26 protein-coding genes, 1 pseudogene and 1 riboswitch are annotated in these 25,992 nt (G+C 70.0%); of the genes and pseudogenes, 15 read left to right on the top strand and 12 right to left on the bottom strand.

Annotated elements, in window-relative coordinates; all coding sequences use genetic code 11:
* The first annotated feature begins 19 nt into the window (after window positions 1-19).
* The 4 genes from JWP54_RS01475 (at window position 20) to JWP54_RS01460 (ending at window position 3,362) form a co-directional block, all read left to right on the top strand.
* Window positions 20-850, top strand: a complete 831-nt coding sequence (locus JWP54_RS01475; protein ID WP_297366410.1) for a shikimate 5-dehydrogenase — start codon at window positions 20-22, stop codon at window positions 848-850.
* Window positions 847-1,266 (top strand): NUDIX domain-containing protein, encoded by a 420-nt coding sequence (locus tag JWP54_RS01470; protein ID WP_297366409.1) that lies wholly within the window; start codon window positions 847-849, stop codon window positions 1,264-1,266. Before JWP54_RS01475 ends, JWP54_RS01470 begins: the two co-directional genes overlap by 4 nt.
* Window positions 1,267-1,368: 102 nt before the next feature.
* Window positions 1,369-2,718, top strand: a complete 1,350-nt coding sequence (gdhA, locus tag JWP54_RS01465) for an NADP-specific glutamate dehydrogenase (protein WP_297366408.1) — start codon at window positions 1,369-1,371, stop codon at window positions 2,716-2,718.
* 62 nt (window positions 2,719-2,780) lie between these two features.
* Entirely contained in the window at window positions 2,781-3,362 is a 582-nt protein-coding gene (locus JWP54_RS01460) for a DUF5655 domain-containing protein (protein WP_297366407.1), read from the top strand.
* Window positions 3,363-3,420: 58 nt separating this feature from the next.
* On the opposite strand, the gene JWP54_RS01455 is transcribed toward JWP54_RS01460, so the two are convergent.
* The gene (locus JWP54_RS01455) at window positions 3,421-3,726 is read right to left on the bottom strand and encodes an ATP-dependent DNA ligase (RefSeq protein WP_297366406.1); all 306 of its coding nucleotides are present in this window, start codon (window positions 3,724-3,726) and stop codon (window positions 3,421-3,423) included.
* A 130-nt stretch (window positions 3,727-3,856) separates the two neighbouring features.
* Here JWP54_RS01455 and JWP54_RS01450 point away from each other — a divergent pair, with 130 nt between their 5' ends.
* Window positions 3,857-4,696, top strand: a complete 840-nt coding sequence (locus tag JWP54_RS01450; protein WP_297366405.1) for an NADPH-dependent oxidoreductase — start codon at window positions 3,857-3,859, stop codon at window positions 4,694-4,696.
* 18 nt (window positions 4,697-4,714) lie between these two features.
* Here JWP54_RS01450 and JWP54_RS01445 read toward each other — a convergent pair whose 3' ends face one another.
* The 6 genes from JWP54_RS01445 to JWP54_RS01420 form a co-directional block, all read right to left on the bottom strand.
* A complete protein-coding gene (locus JWP54_RS01445) occupies window positions 4,715-5,671 on the bottom strand; it encodes a PfkB family carbohydrate kinase (protein WP_297366404.1) in 957 nt (318 codons plus the stop codon).
* 6 nt (window positions 5,672-5,677) lie between these two features.
* Window positions 5,678-6,718 carry an ADP-ribosylglycohydrolase family protein gene (locus JWP54_RS01440; RefSeq protein WP_297366403.1) on the bottom strand — a complete coding sequence of 347 codons (1,041 nt, stop codon included), beginning with the start codon at window positions 6,716-6,718 and terminating at the stop codon, window positions 5,678-5,680.
* Window positions 6,715-7,269, bottom strand: coding sequence for a cysteine hydrolase (locus tag JWP54_RS01435; RefSeq protein ID WP_297366402.1), 555 nt, complete (start codon window positions 7,267-7,269; stop codon window positions 6,715-6,717). The genes JWP54_RS01440 and JWP54_RS01435 overlap by 4 nt, the downstream gene beginning before the upstream one ends.
* On the bottom strand, window positions 7,266-8,771 hold the full coding sequence (locus tag JWP54_RS01430; protein WP_297366401.1) for a cytosine permease: 1,506 nt from the start codon (window positions 8,769-8,771) through the stop codon (window positions 7,266-7,268). The genes JWP54_RS01435 and JWP54_RS01430 overlap by 4 nt, the downstream gene beginning before the upstream one ends.
* An 87-nt stretch (window positions 8,772-8,858) precedes the next feature.
* Window positions 8,859-9,767, bottom strand: coding sequence for a serine hydrolase (locus JWP54_RS01425; protein ID WP_297366400.1), 909 nt, complete (start codon window positions 9,765-9,767; stop codon window positions 8,859-8,861).
* Between the two features lie 85 nt (window positions 9,768-9,852).
* Entirely contained in the window at window positions 9,853-11,817 is a 1,965-nt protein-coding gene (locus JWP54_RS01420) for a M13-type metalloendopeptidase (RefSeq protein ID WP_297366399.1), read from the bottom strand.
* A gap of 134 nt (window positions 11,818-11,951) precedes the next feature.
* Between JWP54_RS01420 and JWP54_RS01415 the strand changes: the two genes are divergently transcribed.
* Window positions 11,952-12,881 (top strand): NADP-dependent oxidoreductase, encoded by a 930-nt coding sequence (locus JWP54_RS01415; RefSeq protein ID WP_297366398.1) that lies wholly within the window; start codon window positions 11,952-11,954, stop codon window positions 12,879-12,881.
* A 17-nt stretch (window positions 12,882-12,898) separates the two neighbouring features.
* On the opposite strand, the gene JWP54_RS01410 is transcribed toward JWP54_RS01415, so the two are convergent.
* Window positions 12,899-13,624 (bottom strand): SDR family oxidoreductase, encoded by a 726-nt coding sequence (locus tag JWP54_RS01410; protein WP_297366397.1) that lies wholly within the window; start codon window positions 13,622-13,624, stop codon window positions 12,899-12,901.
* A gap of 117 nt (window positions 13,625-13,741) precedes the next feature.
* Here JWP54_RS01410 and JWP54_RS01405 point away from each other — a divergent pair, with 117 nt between their 5' ends.
* From JWP54_RS01405 to JWP54_RS01385, 5 genes are all read left to right on the top strand, one after another.
* The gene (locus JWP54_RS01405) at window positions 13,742-14,188 is read left to right on the top strand and encodes a MerR family transcriptional regulator (protein ID WP_297366396.1); all 447 of its coding nucleotides are present in this window, start codon (window positions 13,742-13,744) and stop codon (window positions 14,186-14,188) included.
* A 56-nt stretch (window positions 14,189-14,244) separates the two neighbouring features.
* Window positions 14,245-15,525 (top strand): MATE family efflux transporter, encoded by a 1,281-nt coding sequence (locus JWP54_RS01400; protein WP_297366445.1) that lies wholly within the window; start codon window positions 14,245-14,247, stop codon window positions 15,523-15,525.
* Between the two features lie 91 nt (window positions 15,526-15,616).
* Window positions 15,617-16,849 carry an MFS transporter gene (locus JWP54_RS01395; protein WP_297366395.1) on the top strand — a complete coding sequence of 411 codons (1,233 nt, stop codon included), beginning with the start codon at window positions 15,617-15,619 and terminating at the stop codon, window positions 16,847-16,849.
* A gap of 9 nt (window positions 16,850-16,858) precedes the next feature.
* Complete coding sequence (gene nucS, locus JWP54_RS01390) at window positions 16,859-17,554, top strand: endonuclease NucS (RefSeq protein WP_297366394.1); 696 nt, start codon at window positions 16,859-16,861, stop codon at window positions 17,552-17,554.
* 238 nt (window positions 17,555-17,792) lie between these two features.
* Window positions 17,793-18,461 (top strand): HAD hydrolase-like protein, encoded by a 669-nt coding sequence (locus JWP54_RS01385; RefSeq protein WP_297366393.1) that lies wholly within the window; start codon window positions 17,793-17,795, stop codon window positions 18,459-18,461.
* A gap of 177 nt (window positions 18,462-18,638) precedes the next feature.
* On the opposite strand, the gene JWP54_RS01380 is transcribed toward JWP54_RS01385, so the two are convergent.
* Both JWP54_RS01380 and JWP54_RS01375 read right to left on the bottom strand, forming a co-directional pair.
* The gene (locus tag JWP54_RS01380; protein ID WP_297366392.1) at window positions 18,639-20,279 is read right to left on the bottom strand and encodes a SulP family inorganic anion transporter; all 1,641 of its coding nucleotides are present in this window, start codon (window positions 20,277-20,279) and stop codon (window positions 18,639-18,641) included.
* Window positions 20,276-20,698: a metalloregulator ArsR/SmtB family transcription factor gene (locus tag JWP54_RS01375; RefSeq protein ID WP_297366391.1), complete on the bottom strand. Its 423-nt coding sequence runs from the start codon at window positions 20,696-20,698 to the stop codon at window positions 20,276-20,278. The genes JWP54_RS01380 and JWP54_RS01375 overlap by 4 nt, the downstream gene beginning before the upstream one ends.
* Before the next feature lie 209 nt (window positions 20,699-20,907).
* On the opposite strand from JWP54_RS01375, the gene JWP54_RS01370 reads away from it, so the two are divergent.
* On the top strand, window positions 20,908-21,861 hold the full coding sequence (locus JWP54_RS01370; RefSeq protein WP_297366390.1) for an MFS transporter: 954 nt from the start codon (window positions 20,908-20,910) through the stop codon (window positions 21,859-21,861).
* A gap of 130 nt (window positions 21,862-21,991) precedes the next feature.
* A complete protein-coding gene (locus JWP54_RS01365; RefSeq protein WP_297366389.1) occupies window positions 21,992-22,414 on the top strand; it encodes a hypothetical protein in 423 nt (140 codons plus the stop codon).
* 61 nt (window positions 22,415-22,475) lie between these two features.
* On the opposite strand, the gene JWP54_RS01360 is transcribed toward JWP54_RS01365, so the two are convergent.
* The gene (locus JWP54_RS01360; RefSeq protein WP_297366388.1) at window positions 22,476-22,631 is read right to left on the bottom strand and encodes a hypothetical protein; all 156 of its coding nucleotides are present in this window, start codon (window positions 22,629-22,631) and stop codon (window positions 22,476-22,478) included.
* A gap of 315 nt (window positions 22,632-22,946) precedes the next feature.
* Between JWP54_RS01360 and JWP54_RS01355 the strand changes: the two genes are divergently transcribed.
* Together JWP54_RS01355 and JWP54_RS01350 are read left to right on the top strand one after the other, a co-directional pair.
* Window positions 22,947-23,918 (top strand): FKBP-type peptidyl-prolyl cis-trans isomerase, encoded by a 972-nt coding sequence (locus tag JWP54_RS01355; protein WP_297366387.1) that lies wholly within the window; start codon window positions 22,947-22,949, stop codon window positions 23,916-23,918.
* A gap of 130 nt (window positions 23,919-24,048) precedes the next feature.
* A riboswitch (guanidine-III (ykkC-III) riboswitch) is annotated at window positions 24,049-24,113 on the top strand.
* Window positions 24,114-24,126: 13 nt separating this feature from the next.
* Window positions 24,127-24,449 (top strand): annotated as a pseudogene (locus tag JWP54_RS01350) (multidrug efflux SMR transporter).
* A gap of 189 nt (window positions 24,450-24,638) precedes the next feature.
* On the opposite strand, the gene JWP54_RS01345 reads toward JWP54_RS01350, so the two are convergent.
* Window positions 24,639-25,992 (bottom strand): HNH endonuclease signature motif containing protein (locus JWP54_RS01345; RefSeq protein ID WP_297366386.1); only part of this gene is annotated, 1,354 nt, incomplete at its 5' end.

The raw sequence follows: 25,992 nt of genomic DNA, 5'->3' as shown, positions 1-25,992 counted from the left end.
GGGCCGTAGCATTGAGGCGATGACGAACTCAACGAAGCCCCCGCTCAACAAGGACACCCGGCTCTGCATCTCGCTGGCCGCCCGGCCGAGCAATTTCGGCACCCGGTTCCACAACTACCTCTACGAGCAGTTCGGCCTGGATTTCGTCTACAAGGCGTTCACCTCCAGCGATCTGACCGGCGCCATCGCGGGCGTGCGGGCGCTGGGTATCCGCGGTTGCTCCGTGTCGATGCCGTTCAAGGAGGACGTGATCGCGTTGGTCGACGAGCTCGACACCTCGGCCACGGCCATCCAGTCGGTGAACACCATCGTGAACGACGATGGCTACCTGCGCGCCTACAACACCGACTACATCGCCGCGGCCGACCTGCTGGCGAGCAACCACCTCGACCCGGCCACCCCGTTCCTGCTGCGCGGCTCCGGCGGGATGGCCAAGGCCGTCGCCGCTGCACTCCGCGACTCGGGCTTCGCGGCGGGCACCATCGTGGCCCGAAACGAGGAGCGCGGCCGGGCCCTGGCCGACGAGCTCGGCTACAGCTGGATCGCCGAACCGGGTACCGCGACGGCCCCGCTGTTGGTGAACGTCACCCCGATCGGCATGGCCGGCGGCGCCCAGTCAGCCGAGTCCGCCTTCACGGCAGCGGCGATCGCTGCCGCCGACACCGTCTTCGACGTCGTGGCCCTGCCCGCCGAGACACCGTTGATCCTCGCGGCGCGCGCCGCCGGCAAGACCGTCATCACCGGCGCCGAAGTGATCGCTCTGCAGGCCGCCGAACAGTTCGAGCGCTACACCGGTGCGCGCCCCACCCCTGCCCAGGTGCAGGCCGCCTCGGCCTTCGCCCGCGGGTGAGCGCGGCGCCGTCTGGTCACCCGGACATCCCGGTCGCGGCGATCGCGCTCATCCGCGACCGCCGGGTGCTCATGGTCACCGCCCGCGCCCGCGACGTCTGGTACATGCCCGGCGGCAAGATCGACCCCGGCGAGTCCCCGGCCCAGGCTGCCGCCCGCGAAGCTGAGGAAGAGGTGTCGGTTCGGCTGGACCCGGCCGCCCTGGAGCCCCTGTTCACGGTGCTGATCCAGGCCCACGGCGAGCCGGAAGGACGCCTGGTGCGGATGAGCGTCTTCGGCGCGGACACCGACGCCGAACCCGCGGCGAGCGCCGAAGTGAGCGCGGTGCACTGGGCCGCATCCGGAGACGAGGACAACTGTCCGCCCGCCGGCGTCGAGGTGCTGCGCCGGCTGCACGCCGCCGGCCTGATCGACTGAGGGTCCCGCGCCCGGTCCCAGCCGGAGGCGATACGGTGGATCATTCACCACAGCCACGCAGCATCAGAGCTGTAATCGGCTCCCCCTGCCTGAAGGAGACCCATGTCTGCGCTCGACCAACAGTTGATACCCATTTTCGAGGAGGTCCTGGGCCGAAACCCCGGGGAGGCCGAATTTCACCAGGCGGTGCGGGAGGTGCTGGAAAGCCTCGGACCGGTGGTGACCAAGCACCCGCAGTACGCCGACTCCGCCGTGATCCGCAGGCTCTGCGAACCGGAACGCCAGATCATCTTCCGGGTGCCGTGGGTCACGGATTCGGGCAAGATCGAGGTCAATCGCGGCTTCCGGGTGGAGTTCAATTCCGCGCTCGGCCCGTTCAAGGGGGGCTTGCGGTTCCACCCGAGCGTCAACCTCGGGATCGTGAAGTTCCTGGGCTTCGAGCAGATCTTCAAGAACTCCCTCACCGGCCTTCCGATCGGCGGCGGCAAGGGCGGCTCGGACTTCGACCCGAAGGGCCGTTCGGATGCGGAGGTGATGCGGTTCTGCCAGTCCTTCATGACCGAGCTGTACCGGCATCTGGGCGAGTACACCGATGTTCCGGCGGGTGACATCGGCGTCGGCGGCCGTGAGATCGGTTTCATGTTCGGCCAGTACAAGCGAATCACCAACCGCTACGAATCCGGCACCCTGACGGGCAAGGGGCTGAGCTGGGGTGGCTCCCAGGTGCGCACCGAGGCCACCGGGTACGGCACGGTCTTTTTCGTCGACGAGATGCTGAAGGCGGCCGGCGACAGCTTCGACGGCAAGCGCGTGGTCGTGTCCGGCTCGGGCAACGTCGCGATCTACGCCATCGAGAAGGTGCACCAGCTCGGCGGCACGGTGGTCGCCTGTTCCGACTCCGGCGGCTACGTCGTCGACCCGGCCGGCATCGATCTCGCTCTCCTCAAGGAGATCAAGAACGGCCAGCGGGGTCGGATCTCCGAGTATGCGGCCCGGCGCGGCAACGACGTCGCGCACGTGGCCGACGGGTCGATCTGGGATGTTCCCTGCGACATCGCCCTGCCGTGCGCGACCCAGAACGAACTCGATCTGGAGGGCGCCGGCGCGTTGATCAGCAACGGCTGCCGGATCGTCGCGGAGGGCGCGAACATGCCGACCACCCCGAATGCGGCCCGGCTCCTGACCGAGGCCGCCGTGCGGTTCGCTCCCGCGAAGGCCGTCAACGCCGGCGGTGTGGCCACCAGCGCGCTGGAGATGCAGCAGAACGCGTCCAGGGACTCGTGGACCTTCGCCCACACCGAGGAGCGTCTCGCCGAGATCATGCGCGGCATCCACGACCGGTGCCTGGAAACCGCGGATGAGTACGGGACGCCGGGAAGCTACGTGGCCGGGGCCAACATCGCCGGCTTCACCCGGGTCGCCGATGCGATGCTCGCGCTGGGCGTCATCTGACCGATCGCGACGGCCCGCTCGTGCACGGTGCGCGGGCGGGCGCGCGGGCGTACCCTGCCTGCATGACCGACGAGCTGCCGCTGCCCTGGGCCGACATCCGGCTCTGGGAGATCGGCATGCTGCAGCAGTCCACCGGCAGCGGCCTGGAACACTGGCTGGCCCGGATCGGCGAACTGGCCCCGCCGGATGTCCCCGCGCTGCGCGACTGGCTGACCATCGAGGGGGTATCCGGCTACCCACGCGCGCTGCTCGTGCATGAGACCTTCGGCTACCCGGACTCCACGGTGCGGGCCGCGGACGAGTTGATCGACGCTCAGTACGCCGACCGCCCCACCCTGCGACCGATCCTCGACGCGGTGCTGCTCTACGCGGGGGACCTCGAGGACGTGAGCATCCAAACCCGCACCACGCACGTCGCCCTGACCGGGCCGATCCGCACCTTCGCGGTGGTGCAGCCCAGCACCACGCACCGCGTGGACCTGGGCCTGCGGATCGAGATGCCCCCGGATGCGCCGAACACCCGGCTTCGTCCGGCCAGCCACCTCGGCGCAGACTTCCCGGCCCGGATCGCGCTCACGTCCACCGGTGAAGTGGATTCCGAGGTGGCCGCGTGGCTCAAGTACGCGTATGACTCCACCAACTGACCGGGATGCCCGGTTCCGCACGGGGGTGAGTGCTGGCGCGCTGATTCTTAGCGCCGGGTCAGCCGCCGTGCGGCTCGGGTTCGCTGCTGAGGAGCAGCCCCTGGCCGCTGTTGGCCGAGATCGCCAGCGCCTCGATCCAGGCCCGGTTGAGACTCGGCGTCGTGCCGCCGTAGTACTTGAAGTACAGCGGGATGCTGGCGTGCAGCCACACGCTCGACCGACCGTCGCCGATGTTCGGCGCGTCATTCCAGGACAGGAAGAAACTTTCGCCGCGGCGCAGTTTCGACCCGATGACGATTTGCAGGTGCACAAGGGCGCGGTCCTCGAATTCAATCTCGATACCGTCGTAGATCAGCTTGCCCATGGTGTGGCCCCCTTCGCACGGTAGCACTCCACGGCGAGGCGCCCTGCATCCTCTAGTTTAGGACTGCGCGTCTCCGGCCGGGCGAGGTCACGCGTCGCAGACGGGTACGCTGGTTTGCGAGAATGCTGCCATGCCCAAAATGCATGCCAGCCCCGCCGCCGCCTCCGATCCGGTCGCGCGACGGTACGGGGTCGCCGTCGGCACCGGCCGGGCGACGCTGTCGCCGACCATCGAGCTGCAGCTCGGGCACCGCTCGGTGCGCCTCTTCCTCACCACACCCGTCACCGATGACCAGGTCGAACTGATCATCGCGGCGGCGCAATCGGCCTCGCAATCCTCGAACCTGCAGGTGTGGAGTGTGGTGGCCGTCCGGAACGCCGACCGCAAGCGCCGGATCTCGGAGGCGATCGGTGGCCAACCCTACGTGGCAGACAGTTCGGTCTTCCTGGTCTGGGTCGCCGGCTTCCGCCGAGCGGCCAATATCGTCCACTCGCGGGGCGCGCAGGTCGAGACGCTCGGCTACCTCGAGAACACGCTGGTCACCGCCGTTGACTCGGGGATCGCCGCCCAGAACGCGCTTCTCGCGGCCGAGTCCCTCGGCCTGGGCGGCGTCTTCGTCGGTGCGGTGCGGAGCAACCCGGAAGCCCTCATCACCGAGCTCGGCCTGCCCGAGTACACCTTCCCGGTGTTCGGTGTCGCCCTCGGTCACCCGGACCCGTCGGAGCAGGCCGGGATCAAGCCGCGTCTCCCCCGGCGGGCGGTGCTGCACCACGAGCAGTACGACACCACGGCCTGGCGGGAGACCGCGGCGGTGTACGAAGAGCGGCTCGGGGAGTACTTTGCCGGTCACGGCAAGGACGGCTACAGCTGGGCCGACATCCTGACCAATCGGATCGGGAGCATCGAGGGCCTGCACGGCCGGGACTCCATGCGCGCCTCCCTGACCGACCAGGGCTTCGCCTCCGACTGACGGACGCCCCCACGACCGTCAGTTGCCCCAGCCGGGACGACGGGAGTGGAGGAAGGCCACAGCAGCGCTGTTGGCCAGCCGGAGGGCGGGAATGACCGAACGCCCCGCCGCAAGGGCCGCGATCAGGGCGCCGGTGTGGGCGTCCCCGGCGCCGCTGGTCGAGGCCACGGCGGCCGGCACGGCGCTGACCCGGAACGGCGGCCGGCCGGCGACGGCAACGATGCACCCCTCGGCCCCGACCCGCACCACCGCGTGCGCCGGCGGGCGGACCGGTGACCCGGCCAGCGCCTCCATCACCGCTTCGGCGGCGGCCAGGTGTTCGGTGAGCGCGACCGCCGCCATTCCGGCGTCGGCGACACCGGTGAGCAGGGTCGCCTCCCTGGCGTTGCAGGTCCACCAGTCCGCCCGGGCGAACAGCGCGCCAAGGTCGCCGGGAGCCAGCTCGTGGCCGAGCGGGCCCGGGTCGACGACGAGGGTGGTCTGCTCCGGCAGCCCGGCGAGGGCGGCCAGGATGGCCAGTCGGGTCACCGGGTGCGCGAGGCCGTACCCGGACAGGAGCACCGCATCCGTGGGCCGCACCGCCACCCGGCCGAGCGAGCCCGGCTCCAGAAGTCCTTCCGCGCCCGGCATGGTCACGAAGGTACGTTCGCCCGAGGGTTCGACCAGCACCAGGCAGAGGCCGGTGTCCACGTCCGTCAGCGGCGGCAGCGCGGTTTCGATGCCGGCGCCCGTGAGCGCGGCTCGGGCCAGGTCGCCGAACGGCCCGGTGCCGGTGGTGCCGGCGTGCACGGTGCGCAGCCCACCGCGGCGCGCTGCCGCCATGGCGGTGAAACCACCGCCGACCTCGAGCGCACTCCGGGAGGCGAAGACGTCACCGCCGCGTTCCGGCAGGGCAGCCACGAACATGACGGCATCGACCACCACCGTGCCCAGGCTCACCAGCCGCTCGATCGAACGCTCCTCCGGCAGGCTCATCTGGGCTCACCCGCCCGGGGAGCGCAACGCCAGTAGTCCGGCAGCGACCGGCGCGAAGTCGAGCCGGTTCACCCGCCGCACCGTGTCGATCGCCTCCGCGGGGAACCCGGCGGTCCCGTGCGCGGCACCGCCGATCGCCCCGGCCATCGCGGCGATGGTGTCGCTGTCGCCACCGAGGGACGCGGCGGCCAGGCAGGCCCGCCACGGGTCATCCGGATACAGCGCGAGCACGGCGAACGCCGCGGGCACCGACTCTTGGCTGGCCAGGCTGGTGCCCACCAGCTCGTAGACCAGGTCGAGGGATTCCTCAGGCCAACGGGCATCCACCAGGCCGACCGCCCAGCGGATGCGCGGCGCCACCTGCCCCGCCCCGACCCAGAATCCGTGGTCCGCGCCGAGCCTGGCCGCTTCGAGGGCCACCGCGGTCGCCTCGGCCACCGACGCGCCGTCCAGCGCGGCGCTCACGGCGGCGGCCACCGCGGCGGCTCCCGCGATCGCGACGCCGGTGTTGTGGGTGGCCTGGGCGCTGGCGACCACGCGGTCGACGAGGGCGGGCAAGTCAGTGGCGGGCATCACGATTCCCACCGGCGCCACGCGCATCGCGGCCCCGTTCGACGCCCCGAAGCGGCCGGACTCGCTGGTGGGCTCCCCCGCCAGCACCCGGGCCAGGGCGCCGCGGGTGGACGGGCCCAGCAGGTCGAGGGACCCCTTGGCCCGCATCTGGGCCTCCCAGTCCATCAGGGCCGTCGCGAAGGTCGCCGTATCAACCTGGCCAGCCCCCGCCACCAGCAGGCGGGCCAGCAGCAGAGCCTGGTCGGTGTCGTCGGTCACCGAACCCGCGGGCAGGCCGGCGGCCAGCGGATGGTCGTCGGCCGCCGGTTCGAACCCGGTGATTCCGGCCGACCCGAACCGGTGGAGCACCTCGGGGCGCGACATCATCTGGCAGGGCATGCCGAGGGCGTCGCCGATGGCCAGGCCGGTGAGCGTGGCCAGGGCCCGGTCGCCGGCACCGGCCGGCGGCCCCAGCGGCGCTCCCGTCGGCGTCACCGGGCGAGCCCGCGTTCGGCGAGGATCTCCTCGACGGTGGCGATCTCGATCAGGGGGGCGTAGAGCGCCATCGTGTCCAGCGCCCGCTGGTGGTCGGCGGGGCTGAGGCCGGCGCAGGCATCCGCCACGACGCGCACCCGCACTCCGTCGTCGGCCGCTGCGAGGGCGGTGGACAGCACGCAACAGTCGGTGGACACCCCGGCGAGCACGATGTCGCGGGTCTCGCCGAGTGCGGCGCGGGTGGCGGGATCCCACTTGCCGAAGGTGGGCCGGGTGATGACCACGGCGTCGCCGGGCGGCAACGCCGGCACGAGGTCGTACAGGGCCGCGTTGTCGGGGTCGAGCGCGAACGGCCATTGCTCGTAGTAGGGCACCCACGCGCCCTCCGGGTTCTCCGGCGCCACGAACCGGGTCAACGCGGTGCGACCGGGGAAGAGCTGGCGCAAGCGCACGGCCCCGGCTTCGGCGTCGGCGAAGCGCGGGGTGAACCACGCGCTGGTCGGCTCCCCGAAGATGCGTTGCAGGTCGACGAGGACCAGCCACGTTGTCATGCGCGCTCCGCCGCATCCTGCGCGTCGGTGAGGTGGTCGTCGGCGTCGAGCGGCAGCGCCTCTTGGCGTCGCACGGCGCCGCGGCCGAACAACAGCGTGCCGCCGAACCCGATCACCAGCGCCACGAGCACGCCGAGGTTGGCGAACGCCCAGTCGCCCTCCCGGCCACCAAGCCCGAGGGGTTCGAGCAGGTAGCCCTGCCAGGCCAGCCACTCGGCGAAGCCGTTGGTGACCATGCCCCAGCCGACCACGGCGCCCAGGACGATGAGTACGATGGCGCTCCAGCGGACGCTGCCGTACCGGCCGTCCGGGTCGAAGAGATCCCTGGCCGCGTAGCCCTTGCGGCGCATCAGCACGTCGGCCATGAAGATGCCACACCAGGCGGCAACGGGAACGCCGAGCGTGATCAGGAACCCCTGGAACGGGCCGAGGAAATCGGCCGCGAAGAAGACCACGTAGATCGCGCCGAGCACCATGATCACGCCGTCGATGCCGGCGGCCACCGGCCGCGGCACCCTGAGGCCGGTGCTGAGCAGGGCCAGGCCGGAGGAGTAGATGTCGAGCACGGCGCCGCCGACCAGGCCGAGCACCGCGGTGAGGGCGAACGGGATGAGGAACCAGACCGGCAGGATGGTGGTCAGCGCCCCGATCGGGTCGCTCGCAATGGCGTCTCTGAGGCCGGGCGACGATCCGGCCAGGAGCAGGCCGAAGAACAACAGGATCAACGGGGCCAGCGAGGCGCCGAAGGTGGTCCAGGCGACGACGCCGGCGCTCGAGGCCGTGCGGGGCAGGTAACGGGAGTAGTCCGCGGCGGCGTTGACCCAGCCCAGGCCGAAGCCGGTCATCATGAACACCAGCGCACCGATCACCTGGGGTGTGGAGCCGGCCGGGATCGCGGCGAGGGTGGCACCGTCGATCTGGGTGAAGGTGAGCACGATGTAGATCACGGTGAGCACCGCGGTGATGATGGTGATCCACTTCTGCAGCTTCATGATGAAGTCGAAGCCGAGGATGCCGCCGGTCACGATCAGCGCGGCCACGACGATCAGTGCCACGACCTTGGTGGCGTTGCCGCCCTCCCAGCCGAGTTCGCCGAGCACCGTCGCGGTGGCGAGCACGGCGAGGGAGGCGAGCACGGTCTCCCAGCCCACGGTGAGCAGCCAGGACAGGGCGGAGGGAACCCGGTTGCCGTTGACGCCGAACGCGGCCCGGCCGACGGTCATGGTCGGGGCGTGCCCGCGCTTGCCGGCCAGGGCGATGAAACCGCAGAACAGGAACGACACCACGATGCCGACCAGGCCCACGATGCTGGCCTGCCAGAACGAAATGCCGAAGTCGAGCAGGAACGAACCGTAGCTCACCCCGAGCACCGACACGTTGGCGGCGAACCACGGCCAGAACAGGTCGCGCGGATGCCCCCGGTGCTCGCTCGAGTCGATCGAGTTGATGCCGTTCAACTCCACGCTCAGCGCGGTGGCCTGGTCGCCGGAATGCTCACTCATGCGATGAGACTACCCGTGAGACGAATCCCTCGGTGGCCAAACCCGCGCTTTTGTCCCGCCGCTGCCTGGCCGGCCGCGGGACGGGTGTCAGTGCACGTATTCGAGGAGGTCGAGGCCGACCGAGCGCATGGCGTCCAAGACCGAGAGGCGCGCGGAAAGCGAGGTGTCCTCGAAGTAGACCGAGACGGCGTAGGCGACGCCCGCACGCGGTCCGCGCAGCACGCCCACTTCACTGCGCACCCCCGCGTCGGTGCCGGTCTTGTTCACCAGCAGCACCCCGTGCGAGGGCTCCCGGTGGGCGTGCGGCGACAGGCCGAAGGCGCCGGCCACCATCGACAGGTCGGTGTTCAATGACAGCCAGCCGAGCACGCGTTCGCTGCCCTCGTCGTCCAGGATCTCGCCCCGGGCCAGGGCCGTGAACAGCCAGGTGAGTTCGTTGGCGCTGCCGATCGACAGGTTGGGGGCGTCGTCGGGGCCGCGGGTGTCGCGCACCAGGTCGAGCAGTCCGGTGCGGCCGAGGCCGAGCTCCTCGGTGCGGCGGCGCACGGCCTCCAGGCCGACGGCGCGCAACAGCACGTTGGTGGCGAGGTTGTCGTTGGTGGCGCCGATGAGGGCGGCGAGGTCGGCGACGGGCAGCGACGGCGCCTGCAGGTGCTGCCAGAGGCCCGAGCCGGCCACCGAGTCGCTCACGGTGCGGTCGAGGATCGTGTACGCGCCGAAGTCGGGGTCGCGCAGCTGCGAGGCCACCTCGATGAGCAGCAACACCGTACCCACCCCCGCCATGGGCATCACCACGTGGTCGTCGACGGAGAACAGCACCCGGTCGGTGGCCAGGTCGGTGGCGCGGGCGGACACCTGCGCGCCGCCCATGGCGAGTTCGCCGAGCGACTGGAAGCCGCGCTCGAAGCTCGTCGGGGCCGGGGCTTTACGGTGCTTGCCGTGCTGCTCGACGGCGTGCCGGGAACGTCGTTCTGATTCCTGTGCTGGCGCCACCACTCGTGCTCGTGTCCTTTTGGTTCTCGTGGGCTGTCCTCAGCCTCAGCGATCACCCTAACCCACCCGCTGGACCACGCGGCCGGAGCTACCAGATCGTGACGCGCTTCTCAGGGGCGAGCCACGCGGCATCCGACTCGGTGACCCCGAATGCGCTGTAGTACTCGTCGATGTTGCGCACGATCTGGTTGCAGCGGAACTCGTTCGGCGAGTGCGGGTCGATGGCGAGCAGCCGAACGGCCTCCTCGTCGCGCAGCTTCATCTGCCAGGCCTGCGCCCAGGAGAGGAAGAAGCGCTCGGCGCCGCTCAGACCGTCGATCACCAGCGGCTCCGCACCGGCCAGGGACAGCAGGTAGGCCTTCCAGGCGATGGAGAGGCCGCCGAGGTCACCGATGTTCTCGCCGATGGTCAGCGCACCGTTGACATGGTGGTCGGGCACCTGGGCCGGGGCGAGGGCGTCGTACTGCTCGATCAGCGACGCGGTGCGCTCCTCGAAGGCGGCCCGGTCGGCCTCGGTCCACCAGTCGGTGAGGCGGCCGTCGCCGTCGTACTTGGAGCCCTGGTCATCGAAGCCGTGGCCGATCTCGTGGCCGATGACCGCGCCGATCGCGCCGTAGTTGGCGGCGTCGTCGCGCTTCACGTCGAAGAACGGCACCTGCAGGATCGCGGCGGGGAAGACGATCTCGTTGAAGCCGGGGTTGTAATACGCGTTGATGGTCTGCGGAGTCATAAACCACTCGTCGCGGTCGAGCGGGTTGCCGATCTTGCCCAGCTCCCGGTGGAACTCGAACTCGCCCGTGGCGCGCACGTTCTTGATCAGGTCACCGGGGTCGATGGCGAGGCTGGAGTAGTCGCGCCACTTCACGGGGAAGCCGATCTTGGGCGTGAACTTGTCGAGCTTCTCCAGGGCGCGGCCCTGCGTCTCGGCGGTCATCCAGTCCAGGCCGGTGATGCTGGCCCGGTACGCCTCGACGAGATGGCCGACAAGCACGTCCATGCTGGTTTTGGCGTCGGGCGAGAAGTGCCGCTCAACGTAGATCCGCCCGACGGCCTCGCCCAGCGAGCCCTCCACGAGCGAGACGCCACGCTTCCAGCGGGCCCGCATCTGCGGGGTCCCGGTGAGGGTGCGGCCGTAGAAGTCGAAGTTGGCCTCCACGAAGTCACTGGAGAGGTACGACGCGCTCGAGCGGATGACCTGCCAGCGCAGCCAGTCGCGCCAGGCGTCGAGCCGGTCTTCGTTGAGCATCTCGGCCAGGCCCGTGACGAAGCTGGGCTCACGCACCACGACCTCCTCGAAGGCCACCGCCGGGGCGTCCAGGCCCTGCAGCCAGAGGTCGAGGTCGGCGCCGGCCGCGAGGGCGGAGATCTGGCCCCAGGTCTTGAGGTTATAGGTCTTCTCGCTGTCGCGGGTGCGCACGTTGTCCCAGTGATGGCTGGCGAGCTCGGTTTCGAGGGCGAAGATGCGCCCGGCGCGGGCCGCGGCGTCGTCCAGGCCCGCGAGACTCAGCATCCGCTCGACGAAGGCGACGTAGGCCTCACGCACGGCGGCGAACTTCTCGTCTCGGTAGTAGGACTCATCCGGCAGGCCGAGGCCGGCCTGCTCGACGAAGACCAGATAGCGCTCGGGGTTGCCCGGGTCGTTGTCGACGTAGAGCTGGAAGGCTCCGGCGACGCCGGCCCGCTCGAGGCGGCCGAGGGTGGCAAGGAAGACCGGCACCGAGCTGATGCCGTCGACGGTGGCCAGGTCGGCGGCGAGTGGGGTGGCGCCGAGCTGCTCGATGCGCTCCTCATCCATGAAGCTGGCGTAGAGGTCGCCGAACTTGCGCTCCTCCGTTCCCGCCGCGGCGGTCTGCGCCTCGAGAATAATCGCCTGCACGGCCTTTTCGGCCTCTTCCGCGAGTAGATAGAAGGATCCCCAGCGCGCCTTGTCGCTGGGGATCTCGGTGCGAGCGATCCACTTGCCGTTCACGTGGCGGAAGAGGTCGTCCTGCGGGCGCACGCCCGGGTCGAGTTCGTCGGTGTCGATTCCGGATGCAGTCACCTGATCAGTCATCGCACCAGCCTAAACCTCGCCGCGCACTGCTGGGACTCGTGGGACCATCGGCCGTGTTGGGGCGTGCGACCGCCGTGGGAGCATGAGCTCAGACGGCGCTCCAGACGGGTCGCCAGTGACCCAGGAGACCTCCCATGCGCGTCATCACTTTGCCAGAGTTCGGCTCCGCCCTCGAGCTGACCGAGATCGACACCCCTCAGCCGGCGACGGGAGAGGTGCGGGTTCGCGTGCACGCGGCATCCGTCAACGGCTTCGACCTCGCCGTGGCCGCCGGGTCACTCGAAGGCCTGATGGAGCACCGTTTCCCCGTGGTGCTCGGTAAGGACTTCGCGGGCATCGTGGACGCCCTCGGCGACGGCGTGACCGACTACGCGGTCGGCGACCGGGTCTTCGGCGTTGTCACCAAGGCCCACCTGGGCGATGGCTCGTTCGGCGAGTTCGTGGTCGTCCCCACCTCGACGGGGCTCGCCAAGCTGCCCGCACAGATCGACTTCGCCCGGGGCGCCGCCCTCGGCCTGGCCGGCACCGCCGCCTCGGCCGCGGTGGCCGCCGCAGAGCTGGGCGCCGGCAGCACGGTGTTGATCGTTGGCGCCACCGGGGGCGTGGGCAACCAGGCCGTGCAGCTGGCCGCGGCCACCGGCGCCACCGTGATCGCCACCGCCCGCACCGCGCTGGGCATCGCCCAGGTGCGCCTGCTCGGCGCGACCGAGGTCGTCGATCACACCCAGAACCTCACGGCGGCCGTGCTCGCCAACCACGCCGACGGCGTCGACGTGGTGCTGCACTTCGCCGGCGACGCCGCCACCGTGCTGCCCGCCGTGCGTGCCGGCGGCCGCTTCGTCAGCACCCTGATCGGCTCGCCCGACCAGCTGATCGCCGCCGGCGTGACGGTGGTGCCGATCTACGCCAACCCCACCACCGCGGTGCTCACCCACCTGGTCGAGAACCTGGCCGCCGGGCGCACGTCTGTGACCGTGCAGGGCAGCTACGCGCTCGAGGATGCCGCGGAGGCCCTCGACGACTTCGGGTCCGGCGCCCGCGGCAAGCTCGTCCTCCTCCCCTGAGCCTGCGTCTCTCGGCCCTAGTTGGCGCCGAGCAGTTGGGAGATCTGCTCATAGAAGACGCCAGGGTCGCCGGCGAGCGACGCCTTGACCATCGCGGTCCAGTCGTCGACAACCACCTCGATCGCGCCGGTCGCGAGGCCATCGAACGACGACCGGGGAACATCGCGAGGATCAATCTTGGGACCGTCGTAACCCGAGGAGATGTCGGTGTCCGCCGCCCCGAGCAGGACTCCCTGCACAAACGTGGACTGCGAAGCGAGCTCGAGACGCACACCATTGGTCATGTTCCACTCGGCCGCCTTGGCCGCTGCGTAAGAACCAGAACCCGGGGCGGCAAACCAGGACAGCGCCGACAGCACGTTGACGATTGCGCCGCCGCCGTTGGTCGCCAGGACCGGTGCGAATTCGCGAATGACGTCGAGCGTGCCCCAGAAGTGCGTGTCCATCTCGCGGCGAATCTCGCTCAGCTCGCCCGTGACCAGCGAGGCGCCGGTCGCGATGCCGGCATTGTTCACCAGAAGGGTCACGTCCTGGGCGTTCGCCGCCGCCGCGACGACGGAGTCGTGGTCCGTGAGGTCGAGCCGCATCGGCACCACCCGGTCGTCGCCGAAGTCGAGGGTCTCAGGACGTCGGGCTGTCGCGTAGACCTTGGACGCCCCGCGCTCGAGCAGTTCGAGAACGGACTCCTTGCCGATACCGCGGTTCGCTCCGGTGACGAGGGCGATCTGGTTCGTGATGTCCATGCGATGCGTGTTCCTTTTCTTGTCGGCCAGGTCGGATGCGACCAAGCATCGACTACGCTAAACGTTGACGTTGACGTCAGGGGCAAGTCCCCACGGGAGGGAAACTAGGGAGGCCGGATGCGTATCGGCGATATCGCACACCGAGCAGGGGTGAGCACGCGAGCTCTGCGTTACTACGAGGAGCAAGGGCTGCTTGCATCGGAGCGCACAGTGACGGGACAACGCATCTACCCGGAATCGGCTGTCGAGCGGGTGCGGTTGATCCAGCAGTTCTTCACCGCTGGTCTCGCTAGTCGCACGATCCTGCAGCTGCTGCCCTGCGTCGAAACCGGCACGGCTTCCCCTGAAGTTTTCACAATCCTGGAGCAGGAGCGGACTCGCATCAATGCCGCCATGGCCGATCTGGCCGCTGCGGGTGAGGCGCTCGATCGTATGATCGCGATCGCGCACCATCCGAGCCCAGAACACTGTCCGGCTCTCCGCGAACCGGCCTGGGCGCCCTCTGACGGATCCACCAGGACTCGACCGACGCTCGCCACCATCTCGACCGGCGTTGCGCCCTGAGACTCATCAAACTCCTACAACGCCAACCCATCGACCGGGAGATCCTCCGGTTGGCCGTGCCTGCCCTCGGGGCGCTCATCGCCGAACCGCTGTTCCTTCTCGCCGACTCGGCGATGGTCGGACACCTCGGAGCTGTGCCGCTGGCCGGGCTCGGCCTGGCGAGCGCCGTGTTGCAGACGATCATCGGGCTGATGGTCTTCCTCGCGTACAGCACCACCCCCGCCGTGGCGCGGTGGCTCGGGGCCGGGGACCGGCGGAAGGCCGTCTCGGTGGGCGTCGACGGGCTGTGGCTCGCGCTCGGCCTCGGCGTCGTCCTTGCCGTGACCGGCTGGGTCGGCACGCCCGCGCTGGTGGGTGCCTTCGGTGCCGAAGCCGATGTGACCCGCGCCGCCGCGGACTACCTGGGCCTGTCGATGCTCGGTGTGCCGGCGATGCTGCTGGTGTTCGCCGCGACCGGGCTGCTGCGCGGGCTGCAGGACACCCGCACCCCGCTATGGGTGGCGGGGCTGGGCTTCCTGGTGAACATCCTGCTCAACCTGTGGTTCATCTACGGCCTGGGACTGGGTCTGGCCGGCTCGGCACTGGGCACCGTCCTCGCCCAGTGGGGAATGGTGGCCGTCTACGTCGTCGTGGTCGTGCGGCACGCCCGCCGCGAACGCGCGCCGCTCCGCCCGCACCGGGGCGGCCTCGTGCGCGGGGCGACGAGCGGGGGCTGGCTGTTCCTGCGCACCGCGAGCCTGCGCGCGGCGATGCTCCTGGCGGTGTTCGTGGCCACCAGCCTCGGCTCCCCCGAACTCGCGGCGTTCCAGATCGCGATGACCCTGTTCGCTGCCCTGGCCTTCGCGCTCGACGCCCTCGCCATCGCCGCCCAGGCCCTGGTGGGTAAGGCGCTCGGCGCCGGCGACGCGCAGCAGGTGCGCCAGGTGCTGCGCCGTTGCCTGGAGTGGGGCATCGGCGGCGGCGTGGCGCTCGGCCTGGTCGTCCTCGCCGCCAGCGGCGTGCTCGGCCGGGTGTTCACGAGCTCGGTTGAGGTCACCGACCTACTGCCGGCGACCCTGGCCGTGCTCGGCCTGTCCGTGCCGCTGGGCGGGCTGGTCTTCGTGCTGGACGGGGTGCTGATCGGTGCCGGCGACGCTCGCTACCTGGCACTGACCGGCCTGGTCAACCTGGCCGCCTTCGTTCCGCTCGCGGTGCTGGTGCTGTTCTGGGCCCCCGCCGGCGCGGCCGGGCTGGCCGCCCTGATGGCCACCTTCGTCTTCGGCTTCCTCGGCGCCCGCGCCGTGACTCTCTCCCTGCGCGTCCGAGGCACCGCCTGGGTGCGCCTGGGCTCCCAGTAGTCCCACGTTGTCCACGACCGCACGCCGACGCGGGAACACCGGGTTCTGCCGAACCTGACTCAGGGTTCACGGGCACGGTAGCGTGGATCAGATGACGAACATGCGCGGTCGGCGCGACCTCAGCCGCTGGCGGAATGCCGTCTTCGTGCTCTTCTTCGTGAGTGGCCTGGGCCTGGCGTCGTGGGTGTCGCGCATCCCCACCGTGCGCGACGACCTCGCCCTGCGCACCGACCAGGTGGGCCTGCTCATCTTCGGGCTGTCCGCCGGCTCGATCCTGGGGCTCATCTCCGCGGTCTGGTTGCTGTCGGCGTTGGGCGCCCGCAGGGCCCTGGTGGTGTGCATCGGCACGTCCTCGGCCGGCCTGGTTCTGGTCGGCGCGGCCGCGACACTCTGGGGGTCGTCTCCGCTCGCGTTCACCGCCCTGGTCCTGGTGGGCTTCGGCATGGGCTCCACCGACGTCATGATGAACGTCGAGGGAGCGGCCGTCGAACGTGAGCTCGGTGTCACCCTGATGCCCCTGTTGCACGCCTGTTTCAGCCTGGGCACCGTCGTCGGGGCGCTCGTGGGCGCCGGGGCCGCCGCCCTGGTCATCACCGTGGGCTGGCACCTCACTATCGTCGCCGCGCTGGCGCTGGCCGCCGCGGTGCTCGCGGTGCGCTTCATCCCGTTGCGCCCGGCGCTCGGCGACGCGAGCGACGCCGCGGACCACTCCCTCGTGCGCCCGCACTGGCGTGAGCGGATGCGCAGGAGCCTGGCGGTGTGGCGCGACTCGAGCATCCTGTTGATCGGCGTCATCGTGCTCGGCATGACCTTCGCCGAGGGGTCGGCCAGCGACTGGCTCGCCCTGGCCGTGGTCGACGGGCACGGGCAGAGCGACGCCACCGGGGCGCTGGTCTTCGGGGTGTTCGTGGCGGCGATGACCGTGGGCCGGGTGCTCGGCGGCCCGGTGCTGGACCGGTTCGGCCGGGTGCCGGTGCTGCGCGTCTGCTCAGGCCTCGGTGTGGTCGGGCTCATCCTGGTGATCCTGGCGCCGGCCATCTGGCTGCTCATCGTCGGCACCGTTCTGTGGGGCCTTGGCGCCTCTCTCGGCTTCCCGGTGGGCATGTCCGCCGCCGCCGACGACACCGCCAACGCGGCCGCCCGGGTCAGCGCCGTCGCCATGATCGGCTATTTCGCCTTCCTGGTCGGCCCGCCGGTGTTGGGCCTGATCGGTGAGCATCTCGGCATCCTCAACGCGCTCTACGTCATCGTGGTGTTGATGGCCCTGGCCGGCCTCGCCGCGCCCGCCGCCCGCGAGCGCGCGAAGACCCCCGTGGCCGGTTAAGCTCGTTCAGTGCGCCTCGTAATAGCCCAGTGTTCAGTTGACTACGCCGGACGGCTCAGCGCGCATTTGCCGCTGGCCACCCGCCTGCTCATGCTCAAGTCCGACGGCAGCCTGCTGGTGCATTCCGACGGCGGCTCGTACAAGCCGCTGAACTGGATGAGCCCGCCGTGCAGCCTCGCCGTGTCGGCACCGGACGAGTTGCAGGTCGAGGCCGGGATCACCGAGCTGTGGACCGTCACGCACGCCAAGACCGCCGACCAGCTGATCGTGAGCATCTACGAGGTGCAGCACGACTCCGCGCACGAGCTCGGCATCGATCCCGGCCTGATCAAGGACGGCGTCGAGGCGCACCTGCAGAAGCTGCTCGCCGAGCACATCCACCTGCTCGGTGACGGCCACACGCTGGTGCGCCGCGAGTACATGACCGCGATCGGGCCGGTCGACATCCTGGCACGGGATGCCTCCGGCGCCTCGGTGGCCGTGGAACTCAAGCGCCGCGGCGACATCGACGGCGTCGAGCAGCTCACCCGCTACCTCGAGCTGATGAACCGCGACCCGCACCTGGCGCCGGTGGCGGGCGTGTTCGCCGCGCAGCAGATCAAGCCGCAGGCGCGGATGCTGGCCGAGGACCGCGGCATCCGCTGCCTGGTGCTCGACTACGACGCCATGCGCGGCCTCGACGACACCGCCTCCAAGCTCTTCTAACCGGCCCCGCGCGCCCCAACTGTTCCCCGTCCGGACATTTGCACCCGGCACACCGGGACCAATTGTCCGCAGTGGCAACAGTTGCCGGCGGTTGGTGGACCGGCGGCGTTACGGCTGACCAGCCGTGTGTTCGGGTGCGGGCGGCGCGCTCGGGACCGGCGCCGACGGGCCGCTCGCCTATACCCTGATTGAATTACAGGTGCAAGAGTTTCGCCCGCCCGGGCCTAGGATATTGCGAGTGAACCCCACCCTGACGCGCACCTGGAGCGCCATCCTCTTCGATCTCGACGGAACCATCACGGATTCCGCCCCCGCGATCACCAACTCCTTGGCCCGCACCTTCGCTCTGCTCGGCCGCCCCGTGCCCAGCGACACCGAGCTGCTCGCCTACGTCGGCCCGCCCCTGCTCGCCGCGTTCGGTGAGTACGCCGGCATGACGCCGGACGAGGCGCTGGAGGCGCTGGCCGTGTACCGCGCCGACTACCAGGGCCCCGCCGCCCTGGACACCGCGGTCTATCCCGGTGTCGCCGGCCTCCTCGAGCGCATCCACGAGTCGGGCATCCCGCTCGGCCTGGCCACGAGCAAGCCCGAGCACACCGCGATCGCGATCCTTACGCACTTCGACCTCGCCAAGTACTTCACCATCATGGTGGGCGCTACCGAGAACGAGTCCCGCAGCAGCAAGGCCGACATCATCGCCGAAGCCCTCGTGCGCTTCACGGCAGCGGATGTCGACACGAGCGCCGTGGTCATGGTCGGCGACCGGATCTACGACGCCGAGGGCGCCACCGCCAACGGCGTGCCCACGATCCTCGTCGAGTGGGGCTACGGCTCCCCCGCCGAGGCTGCGCTGGCCACCGCCGTCGTGCACTCCACCGACCAGCTCGGCAAACTGCTCCTCGGCTGACCGGCGTGCGGCCGAGCCGCTCCGCCCAGTTGCGTCACATTGCCCCTTCACGGTCGTGAGGGGGCATTTTGCGCGCAACTCGTGGCTGGCCGGTGGGCCGACTTGCGGCAGAAGTCCCCTTCGCGCGCGTCGAAGGGCACTTCGCCCCAACTCGCGGCCGGACCCGGGGCTGGGAGCTCAATCCCGGGGCAGCCGGATGGTGGAGGTCCAGCCGAAGTCGGCGACATCCGTGCTGCCGCCCGCCGCGGCGGCCCGGGTGACGTGGCTGCGGGCGTGCTCGATCGCCGCATCGTGGTCGGTGAACAGGTGGTTGCGGTGCCGCAACGACGTGATCACGCCCACCCGGGTGACGAGCTTGAGGTGCCGCGGCTGGATGCCCTTGACCAGCACCGTGATACCGCGCCGCTCGAGCGCCTGGATCATCTCGGTGATCACCCGGGCGCCGGTGGCGTCGAGGATCTGCAGCTGCGACATGCGGATGATCACCACCGTGATGTGGCTGCTCTGGCTGACGCGTTCGAGCATCCGTTCGGCCGCACCGAAGAACAGGGCGCCGTCGAGGCGGAACAGGGCGATGCGTTCGTCGCCGGGCTCGGGATCGCCCGCCAGCTCCTCGCGGTGCACACCGCTGGACGCGGAGACCGTGCGCAGCGCGAAGAACGCTGCGAGGACGATCCCGATGCCCACGGCCACGATCAGGTCGACCGAGACGGTGACGAGGGCGGTGATGACGAACACCGTGGCGTCGGAGCCGGTGGAGCCGATGATGCTGCGCACGGTCGCGATCGAGATCATCCGGGCGGCGGTCACCATGAGCACCCCCGACAGCGCGGCGAGCGGGATCTGCGACACCACCCCGGTGGCCAGGTAGACCACACCGATCAGCACGATCGAATGCACGGCGGCCAGCCGGGTGCGGCCGCCCGAGCGGATGTTCACGGCCGTGCGGGCGATCGCACCGGTGGCCGGCATCCCGCCGAAAATGCCGGAGGCGATGGAGGCCAGGCCCTGGCCCACCAGTTCCCGGTCGGCGTCGTACGGGCCGGTGTCGGACAGCGACACGGCAACCCGGGCGGAGAGCAGCGACTCGATGGCGGCGAGCGCCGCGATGGTGAGTGCCGGGCCCACCAGGGAGCCGAGCTGGCCGAGCTCGAGCTGCGGCAGCATCGGCGCCGGAAGGGAGCTCGGCAGCTCGCCGATACGGGCCAGGGGCAGGTTGGCGAGGTTGGCGGCCACGAGGAGCACCATCGCCACGGGCACCATCACGGTGGACCAGTCGACCGTGCCGAAGGACTGCACGGCGGCCACGAAGGCGTGGCTGCTGGGGCCGGCGGGGGAGCCGATCGCGGCGTGGACCTGCTGCAGGAAGATGATCACCGCGATGCCGAGGCTGAAGCCCTCGATCACCGGCCAGGGAATGAACGTCACCGCCCGGCCGAGCTTGAGCGCCCCGGCGGCGATCACGAGGAGGCCGGCCATGAGGCTGAGCACCGCCGCGACGCCCACACCGTGGGAGGCCACGACGGGGCCGAGCACCACGACCATGGCGCCGGTGGGGCCCGATACCTGGATGTTGGAGCCGCCGAACACGGCGGCGATCACACCGGCGACGATGGCGGTGATGAGCCCGCTCTCGGCGCCCGCGCCGGAACTGACGCCGAAGGCGAGGGCGAGCGGCAGCGCGATGATGCCCACCGTGAGGCCGGCGACGAGGTCGCCGCGCCAGGTGCGCTTGACGTCGCGGTAGTCCTGCCAGGTCGGCAGCAGGGCTCGCACATACCGCCCGGTTGCGGATGCGGCCGTGCCGAGCACGCTCACCGGGCCACCGCGTCGGCGGACCCGGCATCCGACCGGGCGAGGCGGGGCAGTCCCACGGTGTTGCTCAGGTTCTTCTGGGTCGTTTCGAGGATCTCCACGAGCAGCTGCCGGGCCACCGCGAGAAGGTCGGCCACCTGCGGACAGGCCAGCCGGTAGAAGACCAGGCTGCCGCGGCGCTCGGCCAGCACCAGGTTGTGCCGGCGCAGCACCGACAGGTGCTGCGAGAGGTGCGAGGCCTCCAGCCCGGTGTCGGTGAGCAGATCGGATACCGACAGGTCGGACTCCGCCCGAGCGAGCACCTCGAGCACCCGCACCCGCACCGGATGCGCCAGACCCTTGAAGAGGTTCGCCGTCACCTCGTAGAGCGGGCGATTGGCATCCGCGAACGGGTCGGCCGCGTCGTGGATTAGTGATTCCATAAATTCATCTCATCGCGCCGCCACAGGCCCTTCCGGGGCCGAAGGTCCCGCACAATGCGCCGGGAACCACATCGAGGCGGGACATCACCGGCCGCCGTCCGGATTAAGCGTGGCGCAATACCCCCGATACCCACCGGGGGCTGGAAGTCGAGCGGCGCAATCCGGCCGCAACCTAGCCCTGGCAAGCTCGATCTCGGACTAGGAGAATCGTGACCGCAGTGAAGCCGCAGGCAGAGCACACCACCCGCCCGTCACTGCGGCCGATTGTGGCACCGCTGAGCGGTCTTCTCATCGCCCAGTTCGTCGCCGGGCTGAGCGCCACGATCGTCGCCACGTCGATTCCTTCGATCATGCAGAACCTGCCGGGTCCCACCTCGCACTCCAGGTGGATCGTCGCCGCGACCATCCCCGGCAACACCGCGACCACCCCGATCTGGGGCAAGCTCGGCGACCGCTTCAACCCCAAGGTCATCCTGCAGGCCGGGCTGATGTTCTTCGCGGTGGGCTCTCTCGTCGCCGCCCTGTCGCTGAACACCACGCAGCTCATCGTGGGCCGGGCGCTGCAGGGCATCGGCCTCGGTGGCATCCTGTCGCTCGTCGTGATCGTGATCGCGGCCCTGGTCGAGCCTCGCCAGCGTGGCCGGGTCAATGCCTGGCTGAGCAGCATGCAGACAACGGCCACCCTCAGGGGACCGGTCATCGGCGGGCTGATCGTGCAGACACCGGGCCTGGGCTGGCAGTGGTGCTTCCTGCTCAGCATCCCCGGCGCGCTGGCCGCGGTGATCGTGATCGCGGCGACCCTGCGTATCGTGCGCACACCGCACGAGCGGATGCGTGCCGACTTCGCCGGCGCCGGCCTGATCGCGCTGGACGTGACCTCCTCGCTCATCTGCATCTCGGCGCTCCCGCACGCGGCGACGTCGGTCTGGCTCGTCGCGGTTCCGGGCGCCGTTGGCCTGATCGCACTGACTGTGGCCGTCTTCGTGGAACTGCGGGCGGACGATCCGATCCTGCCGCTGCGGCTGCTTGCCGCCCGCATTCCCTGCTCTGCGTCACCGCGACCTTCTTCTCCGGCACGACCCTGTTCAGCGGCTCGGTCTTCATCACCCAGTACCTGCAATTCGGCGTCGGCCTCGCGCCCGCAACCGCGGGAGCCCTGCTGACCCCGATGGCGCTGGGAACCGTGGCCGTGGCCTTCGCCGCCGGCCGGTACATCAGCCGCACCGGCCGGACCCGACCGGTGCTTATGGTCGGCGTCTGGCGCTCTTCGCCGGCAACGCCGTGCTGTCCCAGATGCACTTCTCCCCCATCGCGATGGCGGTGATCGGCACGGTCCTGATCGCCTGCGGCCTGGGCGCGGTGATCCAGAACCTGATCCTCACCGCGCAGACCACGGTGCCGTTCGGCACCATCGGGTCGATGAGCTTATCGGTGTCGTTCTTCCTTTCCCTCGGCGGCACCATCGGCCTGGTCGCTCTCGGCTCGGTGCTCACCTCCCAGGTCGACACCATGCAGGGCTCAGGGGCGACCCACTCGGAGGCCTACCTCGTGGGCATGCCGATCATCTTCGGGCTGTCCGCGCTCATGGTCGTGCCGGCGCTCATTGCCGTCATCTTCCTCCCGGCGATCCATCTGCGCGGTGGGCAGAGCGCCGCCGCCACGGTCACGGGCAGAAGTGCCGACCCCACCGACGGGGCAATGTTTCACAGCGCGTGACATCAACCAGCTCTGACCGCAGCCACCGCCAGCGCCGGATGACTACTGCTGAGCGCGGCGCCTACTCCGCGTTGGGATTCGCGACCGTGGCCTGGGCGGCCGCGGGGGGAAGCGACCCGATGGGGGCGCTGCGGTGGGTGCGCATGTAGAACTCGCGCTTGAGGGTCTCCCAGCGGTCAAGGGTGACGGCGTTTGCGGAGGTCGACTTGTCGGACACGGGGGCTCTATCTTTCTTGGGACTACATTCACTCAAACGAGCGGCGTTCGTCTGCATGAGGCAGGGCGTCATTCACAATGAATCGCCGTGAAGTACGTGGCGCCGCTGTCGGTGGGTTCGGTCACCATCGACCAGCTCGGCCCTGGCGAATTCTTGAGGCCGTGAAATCAGTTTAGAAACGCGTCGCGCTCCGCGACAGGGACCAAAGTCCCCCATTCGGGACCGGCCAGGACCTCGCAAAGGCCTCGGATTCAGCACATACATAGGTGGAGGGTCCAGACTGTACGAGGCCCGAACCGAACTGGAGATTTCTGCGTGCGCACTGTTCCTACTTTCCTCACCATGACGGCGCTTGCCGCCATCGCCCTCAGCGGATGCGCCGCGTCGCCGGACACGGAGGCGACGCCATCCGCAACGGCCGCCGCGATCTCGTGCACCGACCCGGGAACCACGTCGGATGCCGTGACCGTCACCGGTGACGCCAACGCCGAACCGACCGTGACCTTCGAGAGCCCCCTGGCCGCGGAGCAGACCGAGCGCACCGTCGTCACCGAGGGAACCGGCGACGCCGTGGAAGAGGGCGACTCCGTCTCCATCGCCTACGCCGCGTACAACGCCACCAGCGGCGCCAAGCTCACCTCCGGCGGCTTCGGCGATGACGCGGGCCTCACGGTCAACGTGGTCAGCAGCCAGAGCGCGATCGCCGGCATCCTCAAGGGTGTGGCCTGCTCCAACGTGGGTGACCGCGTCGCCGTCGTCATCACCCCCGACGACGGCTTCGGCGAGACCGGCAACACCGACCTGGGTGTCGCCGCCACCGACCAGATGCTCTTCGTGATCGACGTCAAGGAGATTCTCCCCACCCGCGCCACCGGTGAGGACCAGGAGCCCACCGACGGCTTCCCGACCGTTGAGCTCGCCAAGAACGGTGAGCCCACCGTGACCATGCCGAAGACCGACCCGCCGGCCGAGCTCGGTGTCGAGGTACTCAAGAAGGGCGACGGCGCCACCGTCACCGACGCCTCCACCGTGACGGTGCAGTACAGCGGGTCCCTCTGGGCCACTGGCGAGGAATTCGACTCGAGCTGGGGCACCGGCCCCACCACCTTCGCGGTGTCCGGCCTGATCACCGGCTTCACCCAGGGCCTGGTCGGCCAGACCGTCGGCTCGCAGGTCGTCATCGTGATCCCGCCGGGCCCGTTGGGCTATGAGGGCGGCAACGACCAGGCGGGCATCAGCGCCACGGACACCCTGGTCTTCGTCGTCGACATCATCTCCGAGGCGTAACAGCCTGTAGCCAGCCCCGCTGGTCGAGACCGTCGGAACAGACGCGTCAGCACTGTTCCGGACCGCCTCGGCCAGCGGGGCTTCGTCGTTCCCTGCCCAGCGCCTGCACAGAGTGCCGGGCTAACCTGTGACCAGACCGCAGAACGCGGTTCCGGACGACGGTTCAGTACTCGGCACGCGACAAGACTGGCCACAGGAGTGCTCTGTCATGTCGTGGTTAATTCTGGCCGGGTCCGGTGTCTTGGAGGCTGTCTGGGCGACGGCGCTCGGCAAGTCCGAGGGCTTCACAAAGCTCTGGCCCACCGTCGTTTTCGGTGTGGCCCTGGTCTTGAGCGTGGGCGGCCTGGCGATCGCGATGCCCACGATCCCGATCGGAACCGCCTATGCGGTCTCGGTGGGAATCGGAGCCGCCCTCACGGTGCTCTACGCCATGGTCTTCGGCGGGAGCCGGCCTCCCTGCTGAAGATCCTTCTCATCCTGGGCCTCGTCGGCTGCGTCATCGGCCTCAAGCTCGTGGACGGCGGCCACTGACCCCAGCGTCGCTCCGTCTTGTCCGACCCCGCGACGTGCCTGCGTGTCGCTGCCGCGGCCGACAGGGTTGTCTCACCGGGTCTCGACGGGATCGACCAGCGGATGGTTGTGCTTCGTAGGTCGTCTTTTCGAGCCTTGAGAAGCTCGACCAGCGGATGGCGGCGTGACGTGGGCTCAGCGCTGGTCGGCTCAGTGGTCGTGCTGTTCGAGGGCGGCGGGGCTTTTGCTGTGCAGCTGGATGAGGGTTTGGCCGGGATCCGCGGACGCGGGTGGCCTGAGCCAGTAGGCGCCGGAGTGTTCGAAGATCTGCCAGCCTTGGTTGTGCAGTAGCCGGTGGTGCGGGTTGCACAGCAGGATGCCCAGGCGGATGTCGGTGCTGCCGTGATCGCGCAGCCATTCCTCGAGATGGTGGGCCTCGGTGCGGGACGGGGGTCTATCGCAATCACCCCACCTGCAACCGCCGTCGCGGGCGGCCAACGCGGTGCGTTGGGCCGGGCTGAAGAGTCGTTCTTCGCGGCCGAGGTTCAACGGTTGCCCGTCGGTGTCGAATCGGACCTCGACGGTGCCGGAGGTGCAGACGATCCGGTCGATGGTCTCGCGAGATACCGGGGCGGGGTTGCCTTCGAGGAAGCCGTGCCCGGTGCCGTCCGGGATGGTCACCAGGGCTTCGGTCGGGTCGACGGTGGGGACGGACGTTTCGGCCTGTCCGGCGGGTGGCTGTGTGGCGGTGGTCAGGATCCGCACGGCGGGGGTGCGGCCGCCGAGCATCCGGTCCGGGTTCACCGTGCTGCCGGCTATGAGCAGGTCGACGAGGCCGTCGGCGGCGATCTGGTTGGTGCTGCGCGGGTCGTCTTGGACGGCTGTGGCCCAGGCGGCCCGGTCCGGGTCGACGAATCGCACGCCGCCGCGGCGGGGCCCGGTGAGGCCGTCCAGAACGGATAGGAGGTATTCGCCTTGCTCGGGTGGGAACAGGCCGTGGAGGTGGACCTGGCCGGTGTCGATCTTCCAGGCCCGCAGGTACCGGTCGTCCCAGGCTTTCTGCTCCCGCACGGCGATGCCGGCTTCGTCGAGACTGTCACGCATCCGCCGGGAGCGTTTGAGCAGCTCGTCCACCGTCATCCGCGTGGCCTCGTCGAGCAGCGTCTGCACGGCGTCGGCGAGTTTGGCGCCGGTCACGACGGTGTCGATGTCGCCCAGGCCGGCGCGGATCGCGTGCGCGGCGGCGACGGACAGCGCGCCGGTCGCGGCGGCGCGGGAGATCGGGGTGTACCAGGGCAGTGCCACCGGCTCGGGCGCCGGGTCGTCGAACAGGTCCGGTGGCGTGCCCGTCCCCTCCATTCGGTCGTCTTCGTCGGCCTCGTCGAGCAACCGTCGCGCCGTGTCTTCCGCGACCGCGGCGTCGGCCGCTTCGGTGTCGGCGAGCATCCTCCCGACGTCGACGAGCTTGCGGGCGTCCTGCCGGGTGGAACCGGTCAGGTCCTGGATCAACTCGGCCGGGCCGAGGAACCCCTGCTGCGCCGCCAGGCCCTGCTGGCCCAGCTCG

Origin of the sequence: Cryobacterium sp., from assembly GCF_025463825.1 — a bacterium.
Classification (GTDB): domain Bacteria; phylum Actinomycetota; class Actinomycetes; order Actinomycetales; family Microbacteriaceae; genus Cryobacterium.
This window is presented reverse-complemented; position numbering and strand designations above follow the sequence as displayed.